The 12,305-nt window shown below is 67.6% G+C and carries 5 protein-coding genes; 2 read left to right on the plus strand and 3 right to left on the minus strand.

Annotated features, from left to right (window positions below; all coding sequences use genetic code 11):
- The first annotated feature begins 53 nt into the window (after positions 1 to 53).
- Complete coding sequence (locus tag HHX31_RS04750; RefSeq protein WP_169945289.1) at positions 54 to 1,907, plus strand: N-6 DNA methylase; 1,854 nt, start codon at positions 54 to 56, stop codon at positions 1,905 to 1,907.
- A gap of 45 nt (positions 1,908 to 1,952) precedes the next feature.
- On the opposite strand, the gene HHX31_RS35905 is transcribed toward HHX31_RS04750, so the two are convergent.
- The 3 genes from HHX31_RS35905 to HHX31_RS04760 all read right to left on the minus strand — a co-directional run bounded on the left by HHX31_RS35905 (position 1,953) and on the right by HHX31_RS04760 (position 10,716).
- Positions 1,953 to 2,159 carry an IS3 family transposase gene (locus tag HHX31_RS35905; protein ID WP_396709943.1) on the minus strand — a complete coding sequence of 69 codons (207 nt, stop codon included), beginning with the start codon at positions 2,157 to 2,159 and terminating at the stop codon, positions 1,953 to 1,955.
- Between the two features lie 281 nt (positions 2,160 to 2,440).
- The gene (locus tag HHX31_RS04755; protein WP_169945291.1) at positions 2,441 to 4,489 is read right to left on the minus strand and encodes an MBL fold metallo-hydrolase; all 2,049 of its coding nucleotides are present in this window, start codon (positions 4,487 to 4,489) and stop codon (positions 2,441 to 2,443) included.
- A complete protein-coding gene (locus HHX31_RS04760; protein ID WP_169945293.1) occupies positions 4,486 to 10,716 on the minus strand; it encodes a hypothetical protein in 6,231 nt (2,076 codons plus the stop codon). Before HHX31_RS04760 ends, HHX31_RS04755 begins: the two co-directional genes overlap by 4 nt.
- A gap of 564 nt (positions 10,717 to 11,280) precedes the next feature.
- Here HHX31_RS04760 and HHX31_RS04765 point away from each other — a divergent pair.
- The gene (locus HHX31_RS04765; protein ID WP_169945295.1) at positions 11,281 to 12,300 is read left to right on the plus strand and encodes a serine/threonine-protein kinase; all 1,020 of its coding nucleotides are present in this window, start codon (positions 11,281 to 11,283) and stop codon (positions 12,298 to 12,300) included.
- Positions 12,301 to 12,305 lie beyond the last annotated feature (5 nt).

Genomic DNA, 12,305 nt, shown 5'->3' on the forward strand with positions numbered 1-12,305 from the left:
ACACGTTAACCCGGGCGAGCCCAGCAAGCCGGGGACGATAGAGGAGGCCGATGATGGCGGGGAACGAAGCGACCGTCACCGCGGCCGATATCGCCAGAATGGTCGGCGTCGGCCGCGCGGCTGTGAGCAACTGGCGGAGGCGATACGAGGACTTCCCTACGCCGGTCGGCGGCACCGCGACCAGCCCCACCTTCTCGCTGAAGGCGGTGGAGGAGTGGCTTCTCCACCAGGGCAAGGTCGAGGAGGTGCCGCTCAGGGAACGCGCCTGGCAGCAGATCAGGAACGCCGCCGACGACCTGCACCTGGGAGCGGTGGTCGCCGAGGCCACGGAACTCCTGCTGGGCCAGGGGAAACGCCGTCTCGTCGCCGCTCCCGCCTGGCGGCTGCTGCAGGAACTCGCCGAGGAACAGGGGAGTGCCGAAGCGGCCCGGTTCCTTCTCGACCGCTACGCCGACGTTCATTCCCGCCGCCTGTTCGAGACGCCGCCGGAGATCGCGGAGTTCATGGCGAGACTGGCCGGCCCAGAGGTCCGATCCGTCCTCGACCCGGCGTGCGGTCTAGGGACGCTGCTCACCACGCTCCGCCATCTGGACCACGCGTACGGTCAGGAGACGGACGACACCGTCGCACGCCTCGCCCGGACGCGGCTGGCCCTGGTGGGCATCGATGGATCGGTCGAGACCGGCGACTCCCTGCGCCGTGACTCCTGGCCCGATCTCACCGTGGACGCCGTGCTGTGCCACCCGCCGTTCAACGAGCGCAACTGGGGATACGACGATCTGGTCAGTGACCCCCGATGGGTGTACGGGCTGCCGCCCAAGACCGAATCGGAGCTCGCCTGGGTGCAACATGCCCTGGCACACCTGAGACCTGGCGGCATCGCCGTCATGCTGATGCCCGCCGTGGCGGCCAACCGCCGGTCCGGCCGGCGGATCAGGAGCAATCTCCTCCGGCAGGGGACAGTGCAGGCGGTCATCGGCCTGCCGTCGAGGATGGGCGTGGGAACGGGCCTTCCCCTGCACCTGTGGGTTCTCCGCAAGCCGGCCGACGGCGACCCGGTGCCATCCCACGTTCTCATGGCCGAGGCCGAGCCGGAGACCTTCGGCGAGATCGCCGACCGCTGGCAGGAGTTCCGTTCCGCCCCCGGGCAACGGGCGGAACACGCGGGGCCGGTGTGTGCCGTCCCCATCATCGAGTTGATGGACGAGAACGTCGACCTCACCCCCGGCCGGCACGTGATCATGGAAGATCAGGCGTCGGCGCAGCAGTTCCCGGCGGTCCGCGAGCAGTTGCTCCAACGCCTGGAGCGGTTGGCCACGATGGTCCCCGAAGCCGTTCCCGCTCCGGCCAAGACGATGCCCTCGGTCGATCTCGCCGAGGTTGAGCGGGCCGGGGCGATCAAAGTGTTCAGTTCAGGACGGTTCGACATATCCGGATCGGGCGACCCCGTCATCACCGACCAGGACCTGTTCTCGGGAAACACACCGCAGTCTCGCACCCAGCCGGACGACCGCATCGTCACAGAACCGGGTGACGTCGTCGTGTCCGCCAGGGCAGGCGAGCTCGCGGTGAGAGTCGTCACGGAGAAGGGGATCGTGCTCGGCCCGCGGCTGACCCTCCTGCGTCCCGACCTGCAACGGGTCGACGCGTACTTCCTCGCGGGCTTCCTGAAGGCGGCATCAGGAGCGTCGGGCGGCGGTTCCCAGTCCAGCATCAGCCGATTCGACCCGCGCCGGGTGCTGGTTCCGCGCATGTGCATCGAGGAGCAGCGACGGTACGGCGAGGCATTCCGGAAGGTCTTCGAGTTCGAAGAAGAGCTCCGGAACCTCGAAATTGCCGGCCGCGCCGCTGCCGCCGCCATCGTCAGAGGTTTCAGCACAGGCGAGCTCAGCCCGCCTTTGGGATAGGTCGCTGAGCTTGTTCCGCTTTGACGGACACCGTTGGTGTGGTAGTCAGGCTGCGGCAGTTTCTTCGTAGGCGGCGGGGCTAACGTAGCCGAGGCTGCTGTGGAGGCGGCGGAGGTTGTACCAGCTTTCGATGAATTCGAAGATCGCGCTGCGGACGGCGGCGCGGGGGGGGGGGGGGGCCAGCGGTGTTCGTCCAGCAGTTCGCCCTTGAGCGTGGCGAAGAACGACTCGGCCAGCGGGTTGTCCCAGCACTGACCCAGACGCCCGACCGACAACCGGACTCCGAGCCGCTAGGTTCCACGCGATTCACGGTGGACGCCGCCGATGCGTTCGCTCAACTGTTTGTCGCGGACAGCGCGGGGCCGGGTGTGGGTTGCGTCGGGCGTAGAAGCCGGCGCGGGAGACTTCCAGCAGTTCACACGCCCCTTTGACGTTGTGACCGCCCTGCTTCTCCGCCTCGATGAACGGGCCCACGCTCACCGGGTCTCCCGCACGAAGAAAGCCAGGGAAACTCGCCTAGCTAGTCGGTGCCCTCAGTCGTCACCCCACCGCCCGGTTGTCACGGGGTTGTGGCCCCGGACCTCCAGAACCTTGGCGAATTCCCGCTGGCGGTGGCGTAGGCCGTGAACAAGCATCACCTCGTGGGCTCCCACCTCGTTGGCGATGTCGAGGAGTCCTCGTCTGTCGGCGTGGGCGGACAAGCGCATCATCTCAACGCGGGCGCGCAGTGGGATTTCCTTCACCGCACCATGATCGTTGACGGACAGGTGTGATGCCTGCTCCTCGACGAGTCTGAGCAGTCTGGCGCCAGCAGACTCCTCGTCCTGGTAACCGGAGAGGAACAGCGCGCTGCGGGGCTCTGGCAGTATCCGGGCAGCCCACTGGACGGCGGGACCCCCGGTAAGCATGCCGGACGTCGTAATCACGACGCCAGAAGTGAACAGGTCCAGGTCACCGGGACGCTGCGCGCGGGCCACGCCGTCGCCGAAGATGCACAGAGGAGACGGCCGGTCGGCTGTGATGCGCTCGAACGACGACGTTACATCGGCTGCCATCCCGTCGAGCAGCACGGGTACGTGCGGAAGGTGCTTGCGCATGATCATGGCAAGTTCCTGCGCCCGCCCCAGTGCGAAGGCCGGGATGAGCACACGCCCGCCGGTCGTGTACACCTCCTCAATGGCCCGGACCAAGTCCCTGACGCGGGTCTCCCGGGAGTCGTGGTCCTCCGCGCAGCAGGTGGACTCCATGACGAGGAGATCCGCCTCGCGTGCCGAGTCCGGGACGGAGTAACCGTCCACGGTCTCTTGACGAAAGCCGGAGATATCACCGGTGATGACAACACGTTCGCCACCGGCCTGCACGACGACTCCCGCAGCACCGAGAATGTGGCCAGCCGGGAACAGCTCCACAGTGAGGTCGCCAATCCTGACTACGGTGCCAAAAGGGACTTCCTCACATCGTTGTACGGCCGCCTCGACCGCATCGCGCCGGTACAGGACTTCGCTGTCCGCGCCCCATCGGCGGTGGAGCCGCTCCCGCTCGCTCATGAGCTTGGTCGAGTCGGCCCACATTCGGGGCATCAACTCGGTCGTCTCCGGAGTGGCCATGATCCGCAGATTTGGAAGGCGTTCGACCAGGGCGGGGACGTAACCGCAGTGGTCGGTGTGGGCGTGCGTGACCACGACGGCATGAACCGGCCCTGTAAGAGCCTGGTCGATGTCGCGCGGCGGAAGCGCCGGATCGCCGGGCCGTAGTCCGGCGTCGATCAGCAGGCGGGTCGTACCTGCCTCGACAAGTACGCAGGAACCGCCGATCTCGTCAGCGCCCCCCAGCGGTTGAACGCGAAGGTGACGTTCTCCGCTGACGGTCACCCGAGGAGGCGCCGGCACTGGCTGTGGAGGCGTAACAATCGCCTGAAGCGCCGCTGCGAGAGCCTCCGGCGCGATACCAGCTGTCTGGGCCGCGAGAACAAGCGGAGGCTCTGACCGCGCCTTTGGTTCGGCGCGGAGGTTGCGTGGGTCCCGGGTCTCCGGTCCCCCGTCGACTGTGTCGGGAGTCTGCTGGAGGACCGCCAACAGGGTGGACGCCAGGATTCGGTGGTCGTGCAGTCGCCGCTGCAAGGCCGCTACCTGGGTGTCCAGCTCCTCCGCGCGCTTTTCCGCGTCGGCGAGCGCGCCCTTGGTATTTTGAAGGGCTTTGTCGGCGTGCTCGTGCCTCCCTCTGGCCACCTCAAGTCTGCCACGAAGATCATCAATCTTCTCCTGGTGGCGTTTGCGTAGAGTGCGGCGAGCGTCCTCCTGCCTGGACAACTGCTCAGCGAGGCGCAGGCCAGCGCGGACGATGTCGCTGTCAGGAGACAGGAGCAGGGTGGCGACCGCCCGCAGATTCGGCTGGTCGCGGTCGATCAGCAGGTCACGCCGGAGTCTCGCACGCAGAGCCGGAACCCGGACGAGTGCATCGATGATCACCTCGCGATGTTCGGTGGCGAAACATCCCGCGTCGTATTCTCTCCCGGCCAGAGCCGGCCGGGAAAGCATCACCTCCGCCGCCGCGTGGAGGATCGGCAGGAGAAGGTCCGTCATCGGGACAGCCCCATTCGCTGGGTGGCCTTCAGAAGAACGGGCTCCGGCCTCAGCGTCCCGTCGTCCTGAGGGACCAGCGCACCGAGAATCCGGAGCACCTCCACCAGGTCCGCCGTCGAGATAAAGCCCTCCTCCTGGAGATTGGCCTCCGACAGAGGGTGGTCGTCCCCGTCGCTCCCGATCGAAGCAAGGAGGTCGGAGAGCGTCTCGGGGCTCTCCGCCGTGTCGAGGATCTCCACCAGCGTCTGCCATGCGGAGCTGAGCGCCGAGCCGGAGAGCACACCGGTCGACCGGACGAACTCCTCCGGGACCTCCTCCAGGTGTCTCCGGCAGCGCTCCAGAGCGTGTTCGGGGTCAGGGTCGCCGACGGTGAGCGTCTGGACCACCTTGCTGATCAGCAGCGGCCAGCCACCGGTGGTGCGCAGCAGTGCGTCCTGGCTCGACCTGTCCTGGAAGCCGAGTCCGACCTCGTGCATCCACTGCCGGACAGCGGCATGGTTGAAGCGCTGGAGTTCAATCAACTCTGCGACGCCGGTCAGGCCGCCGAGGCTGTCGTCTTCCGGCTCGGCCCCGCGACCCGCCGAGAGCCATTCCGAGGCGTGCTCGGGCGGCGCGACCAGGGCGATGGATCGTGTCCCCTTGGTCGGGGCGGAGATCGCCTTGGCCGCCCTCCGCGCGATGGTGGCCGCCTTCCTGGGCTGCTGCCCCGTCAGGTCGACGATCACGATGTCGTGGCCGGAGCTCTGCTCGGCGCGCTGCAACGCCCCTTCCAGAGTGAGACCGTCCGCTCCGACCCGCAGTGTTCGGGCCTGCTTGTGCCGAGAGGCGGTCTCCTCCAGGGCGGCGGCCACCCGGTCAATCTGCAAGGCCGGTGAACCGGCGATCAGGTGCAGCACGTTGCGATGACCGAGCACCCTTGTCACCTGACTACCGGTCAGGGGGGACCGCTCGCCGTGCTCCTTGTAGGCGTCGCGGTAGGACTGTGCGTCGAACTCCTCGGGCCGCTCGAACGTCTCGGCCTGCCCGAGCACGGCCTCCACCTCGTCGGCGCCGCCGAGCAGGTTGAGGATGTGCGGAGTGCGCAGCCGGTAGCGTTCGCCGTCGGCGGCGAGGACACCGAGGTTGACACACTCTTCCAGCAGCCCACGGAATCCGTCGCTGGTCGAGTCCTTGAATCCGTGCGGCCACCACTCCTGGCAGTCCGCCCGCAGTTGGCTCGCTGTCAGCTCGCCGACCCCGCTCTCGTCGAGCGCGTGGAACGCGACGGTGTAGGCGATGACCTTGTATCGCTTGTCCAGGTTCAGGGTCCACTCGAAGCGGTCGCGGAAGCCACGCGCCAGTTTGCTGTCTCGCCAGACCGCGTCCACGTCCTCCCGCGTGATTTCGTACGGCAGCGCCATGTGCGTCGCTGAAATCCGGCGCAACCGGGTCAGCAGGGCGTCGGCGAACAGCTGAATGAGGGCCGGAGCGTTGTTCGCCTCCGCGATGACACGCGCCCCCAGGCGGGGGGAGAACCTGAAACCGAGCGCCTCCAGGGGCTTGGTCAGCAGATTGTAGGCGTCCTGCGGATCGAGCGGACCGACCGCGATGGGCGTTCCCAGATGGGCGAGAGGCTGGTTGGACAGGCTCTCGAACCGGGCAGTCTGGTGCAGGCCGGCGAAGACGACCTTGACGCGGCCGTCCGTCTCGTTCATCAGGTTGCGCAGCGCGATGACATTGCTGAAGGAGGCGTCCCTCGCGTCCGCGTTGAGGAACTCGTCGGCTTCGTCCAGCAGGATCAGCAGTTGCCGCGCGGGATCGGCCTCAACCCACTCCTTCACCCCCCGGCAGATCTCCTCCGGGTCGGCAGGGGGTGCCGATCGCTGCGGCAGAACCTCGGCCTGCGTGAGCCGGTCGGCGAGCGTCCGCCATAACGCGGCGACGGATTCGACCTTGCCGATGTTCTGGATGACCTCGGAGATGACCAACCGGTTCGGGTCGGTCTTGCGGATGTACCGCTCGGCCTTGCGCAGGAGGGCGGACTTGCCGAGCTGCCGCCCGCCGTACACGAAGGAAGATCCGGCCCGGCTAATCACCTCCTGCCACTGGTCCAAGCGCCCGTAGAACATCTCCTCTGGCACGTCTCCCGTGGGGGCGTACGGATTGGTGGCGGTGAACGGGGCCAGCAGATTCACCGTCGTGCTCCAGTCCGCGTCGGGCAGACAGGCGAGGTAACTGATCGCGGCGTCGTCGAGGAACGCCGCGATCGGTGTCGGACGCCTGCGGCTCACGGCGGCCAGTTGCCGGCGCTGCTCCATGGTGAGCACACCGAAGTAGAGGACGAGGACCGTCTGGTCCGCCGGCTGCTCCTTCAGCCACTCGATGACCTGCTGCGGTCCCGGCGGTCGCCATACCAGCAGGAGCTGGAGCCGGTCACCTGACGGGCTCATCCGGGAACCGAAGGCCGGCAGCTGCGGATCGACGATCGTGCGCACCTTGTCCAACGTGATCCAGAGCCGGTCTCGTTCTTCACGAGAGGCTCCCTGCTCGCCCTCCAGGCCGATAACCTGCAGAACCGCGGTAACGGCGGACCTAAGGTTGCCCGCCCCCTTCGGCCCCTGGGACAGGGCGTGCCACAGACGCAGGCCCTCTCCCGCCACGGCGCGCCGGGTGCGAGGAATGCCAGAGATCGACAGCCCGGTGCGGTGTAGGAGGAGACCCAGCTCAGGCTCGTCGATCTCCTGGCCGGTACGGAGCGCGTCCTTGAGCCGTTGCAACCACTCCGCCCCTTCCTGACCCTTCTGCCTGGCCGGCAGCCGAGCGGACATGGTTTCGAAGGCCTGCGGAAAGTGGGGGAAGAACCGCTTCAGGTGGTCGACCGTGTCCGATATCTCGGGCAGCCGCTTGCCGCTTTTCGCCTGCGCCATGAACTCACGGGCGGTGGTCAGGTCACCGTCCTCGATGTAGGTCCTGATGCGTTCTCGGACGTCGGCGACATCGGCGTTCTCGGCGCTCAGGGCGGCCAGTGCGGCCAGCTCCGCGGTGATCTGTTCGTCGCGGACGCGGGCGACCTCCCGCTCCAACGCGTCCAGCTCGCGCGTGATCAGGTCGAAGTCGTCCCGCTCGGTGTTACCGAGAGCCTGGAGCAGAGCGGAGAAGCGGGTGGCGGTCACCTCAGGGAGCACTCCCGCCCGGCGCCACTCCGCGATGCGGTCCTGAAGCTCGTCGATGCGATCGTCACGCTCGTGCCGGGCCTCGTTGACCAGCTTGTCCCTACGCTGGCGGAGCTCGGTGTGGAGTTTGTGGTCCTGCTGAGCCAGGACCGAGAGGAGGGCGCGTGTTCCCCGGTGGTCGCCGTTCCCGGCGCGTCCCTCGAAGGCCGTCCGCCAGTCACGGTCGCCGGTGGTGCAGAGGGGGAGCAGGTCTTCCAGCGTAGGCCGGGCCCGCGGCGCGACGGTGTCGGCGTCGAAGTCGATCGTGGGGGAGAGGAGTAGGTCGCCGTTGAGGAGGTGTGTGATCAAGGGCTCCGGCTGGGAGAGCGGCTCGCCGTCCAGCAGGCCCAGGGTGTCATGCACCAGCAGTGAGACACCGCTCGCCGCCGCGGCGACGAGCGGGTCGGAGGACATCGCCAAGGCAGCGATCTCCTCCTCGACCTGCGTCCGGTAGCCCTGCACGGTCGCGCGAAGTTCGTCCAGGTGCCGGACGACCCAGGAGACGCCGGACGCGTCCGTCTGCAGCGACTCCACCTCGCGTACCGCGGCCACCCAGTTCGCCACGAGGTCGAGAGACTTGTCGATTTTCTCGATCAGTTTGGCCCTGGCGCCGGAGTGAATGCGGTCGGCCCCTCTGCGGGAAGCGCGGGCCTTGGCCGTCTCGTCGATCAGCCGGTCGATCGCCTCTCCGGTCCGGAGCTTGTCGAGTTCCTGTTCGACCTCGCGTGCCAGGGACGCGTCGTCGCGGGCCGCGCTCGCCAGTAGCCTCCCCGGACCCGACGAGTCATCCTGGATCAGGGTCTTCCAGACATCCGTGGCCAGAGCGTACTTGATCTTCTGGGATGGGCCCTCGTCCAGGAACCTGGCTGCGGCGGCAGAGGCTTGCTCCCGGCTTCCGTCCGCCTGCGAGGCGTCGTGCATCCGCCCCGACAGTCCGGACACCAGATAGGCCCCGGCCTTCGCCATCCGGCCGAACGCCTCACCGTACGCCGTCAGACCAGGGTACGGCGCCAGCGCCGGCGACAGCTCGTCCAGCAGGCGAGTCGCCTCCGGGGTCGGGTGAACCAGGCCGCTGCGCAGCGCCGCTGCCCAGGCCAGCAACTGACCGGGCACGTCGTCGCCAAGGGCCTTCACGGTCACGTTCACAGCGGACTCCGTGAAGGCGGCCGACAGCCGCCCGGCGAACTCGCTCGTCTCGGCGGATATAGCGGCGCACCGCCGCGCGCTCACCTCCGCGGAGGGTCTATCCGCAGCCTCACGCAGCCACGCCGCCAACCCGAAGCGCCCAGCACGGAGCGCGGCCGCCTCTGCCTCGGCGGCGGAGCCGGTGAGGCCCACTCCACCGGTGAGCTCCGCGGCGCCGCTGGTCGCTAGGGAGCCGGTCGGCCGGGCCGGTTCCAACTCGGACCTGTCGTCCGCGCCCGCCTCATGCACTTCTGTGTCCGACGGCGGGACGCGTTCCTGCGACACGGCCGCACGCGCCTTCAGCGGACGCGTCGGCTTGTCCTTCACCGGCTGCGCCGCACTCTCGATGAAGGCGTCCAGGTCGGCGAGCTCGTCCAGGTCGGCGTGCCGGCTCACGTCCGCCGGAACGGGTGGAGCATCCGCGGCGGATGGTGAGGAGGGCGCCTGCGGCTCGTCCGTCCCAGGAGCGACACCCCCATCGTCCTCTCCTGCCGGATTCTCATCCACCGAGCCCCCGCCTGTGGAGCCGTCAAAAGATGCGTCATCCGACGGGATAGTCGCGCCGCCGTCATTCTCTGCAGGCATCCCGTCGTGCAGTGGAGCGGGCAGGGGCACGCCGACATCACCGGGAACTGTCAGCGAACCTCGAACCGCGGCCGCGCCCAGCTTGCGCCATCCGGGGGGTGCCTCCTGGCGGAATCGTTCCTGCAGCTCGTCGATCCTGTCAAGGGCGTCGGGGTCGTCAGCCAGGCTGATGAGTTCCGCCAGGATCTCCAGGACTGGGCTCTCTGCTGTGGCGGCCTCGCGGACCTCCTGGAGAAGGTCTTCGAGATTCGATGGGCCGTTGACGTGGGCCAGCGCGAGGATCCTGCTGCGCCGGTAGTCCTCGGACTCGAGCTGGACGATTTCGTGCTGGAGCGCCTCGGCGGTCGTGCCAGAGAGTGCGGAGCCGCGAACAACCTCGAGGCTGCCCCGGAGCCCGTCGAACTCTCGGACGCCCCGCAGGATCGCCTCGACATCCTCGTCAAAAGGCCGTCCTGCGTCCGCGAACGCCTGCCGTACCCGCTCGGCGGCGGTTGCCGCATCCTTAAGCGTCCGGCGCAGAAGGTCGAGTTCCGTACGCAGGGTCGATCTGGAGGGCCGCTGATCGTCATCAACGGGTTCCCGGGGGACCGAGGTCATCTCTTCCTCTCCAACATGAGACTCCTCGGTATAAGACGCTTGGAGCGATCCACTGGACGACAGGGATAGGGCGGCCTCCCGGAGCTCGGAGAATGTGATCGGCTCCTCCGGGAGCGTGGGATAACCGGTGCGGAGCTCCCGCCAGGCGGAGCGGACCGCGTGCGCAGCGGAGGCACCCATCCGCTCAGTGGAGCCCATGAGGAGCCCGAGCGCCACCGTGGACAGCGGCAGATCGTGCCAGTAGACGTGTGCGAGCACGAGGTCAACCATGCTCTCGGTAAGACCCTTGGCACTGGTCAGTGTCGCGGCGAGCATGGGGGCGTTGGAGAGAACGTCGGCGGCCTGACCGGAGTGGAGCAGGCGAGCGCACTCGTCCGCGGATAACTCGTCGTGGTTATCGAAGCCGGGAAGGAAGGGGGTGCTCAGGGCGCAGGAGAGGGAGGTCTGCAGCTTCCCGTCAGTTCCGTGGAGGATGCGGGTGAGACCGATGGCCGCCGACCGGGGTATCGAGCGTACGTCGCCGAGCTTGACATAGCTCAGGACCCTTCTGCGGACCGGTGGCGGATAGTGCCGGACCACCATCAGATCGTCCGGGGTCACACGGGCTGCCGCCTCCGCCACGATCAGGCCGACGTGTTCGAACGCGGCCAAGGCGCTGACTTCGCCCACTGGCGCCGGATGTCGGTCATGCGGGCCCTTCGCGATGCAGAGTTGCCGCACAGTGTCCCCCTTCTTCGTTGGTGGGGCGCGAACAGTCCGTACGCGGAGAAATGCCGATCAGGACCGTCGAGTCCGAGCAAGAGCGGCTGGGGCATGGGCCGCGCAGGGATGACCGGTCCTTCTTGGTGACGGGTGAGCGTGCCGGGCTTGTCGATGACGAACGGACCATATCCCAAGAGAAGCCGACTGACAACAGTGAAATCAGTTCACAGGAAACGCCATGTGAGGGTACAAATTGAATGCTTTGGGGCAGGCACGGTTGAAGCTCATGAATCCGGCGGTAGGGGATTCCAAGCGTCAGCATGGCGACAGCAATGCTGACTATCGAGCTGTTGCTTGGGTTCACAGTGTAGATCCTGTAGATCCCGCGATGTCAACCGGCTACTGTTGCGTGGCGCAGGCGAAATTGTCAGGCGTGATCTCCTTGAGACCGGAACGAGCATCTCAGAAGCCCGACCCGCATATCTTGAGGGCGGTGCGTTCCCCCCTACGTCGCCGTGGAGGCAGGTAAGCATGGACCCCCTGGACCGCTCCGACCCTCAGCGGATCGGCGGGATCACGCTACGCGGACGGCTCGGTTCCGGCGGAATGGGCCGGGTCTTCTACGGGATTACCGACGACTACGAGCAGGTGGCTGTAAAGATCATCAGGGAGGATCTGCTCGGCCATGCCGAGGCGCGCGCCCGGTTCGCCCGGGAGATCGACGCGTTACGCACCGTTCAGGGGCCGCACGTCGCCGCTCTGTTCGACGCCTCCGGCGAGGACGAGGAACCGCCCTGGCTCGCCGTGGAGTATGTGCGCGGCCTGAGCCTGAAGGAGTTCGTCGAGACCTACGGCCCGCTGAGCGGCGAGCATGCGGCGACGCTCGGTGTCCTGCTGGCGTCTGCCCTGGGGGACATCCACGAGGCCGGCCTGCTTCACCGTGACCTCAAGCCCGGCAACATTCTGCTCGGCAAGGATGGAGCGAAGGTCATCGACCTGGGCCTGGTCGCCCTCGTCGAGGGCCCGACCGACCTGACCACGACCACCTCGACGCTCGGCACGCCCGCCTGCATGTCGCCCGAGCAGGCCAACACCCCCAAGAAGGTCACCGCCGCCACTGACGTCTACTCTCTCGGTGCGACGCTGATGTTTGCGCTGGCCAAGCACTATCCGTACGACGGCAAGACGGTCGCGGCGCTGTTCATGAACATCATCAGCGCCGAGGTGCAGCCTGACCTCAGCGGCCTTCCCGCGGAGTTCGAGCCGCTCATCGCCGCGATGATCGCCCACAACCCTGAAGACCGCCCCACGGTGTCCGAGGCGTACGAGCGGCTGAAGGACCTGGCGACGGCAGAAGCAGGCACGCTGCCGGTGGCCGTGCGCAGACTCGCCGAAGTCACCTACGTCGAGCGGGAGACCGATCCCAAGGCCCCTGCCCCGTCCGTCCGGCCTCGCCCCCGTAACCTGTCCGAGGTCGTCGTCCCCGGCTCCGTGGTCGCGAAGCTCGCCGACCGTCTCCGCGGCGCGTACGCTGCCGGCGCCCGTTTCTAAAGGGA

It is taken from the genome of Microbispora sp. H11081, from assembly GCF_012999535.1.
GTDB lineage: Bacteria > Actinomycetota > Actinomycetes > Streptosporangiales > Streptosporangiaceae > Microbispora.

What these genes read in the sequence shown, in the direction of transcription:
- HHX31_RS04750 (WP_169945289.1), top strand. Translation starts at nt 54, where the DNA reads ATGGCGGGGAACGAAGCGACCGTCACCGCGGCCGATATCGCCAGAATG.
- HHX31_RS04755 (WP_169945291.1), bottom strand. Translation starts at nt 4,489, where the DNA reads ATGACGGACCTTCTCCTGCCGATCCTCCACGCGGCGGCGGAGGTGATG.
- HHX31_RS04765 (WP_169945295.1), top strand. Translation starts at nt 11,281, where the DNA reads ATGGACCCCCTGGACCGCTCCGACCCTCAGCGGATCGGCGGGATCACG.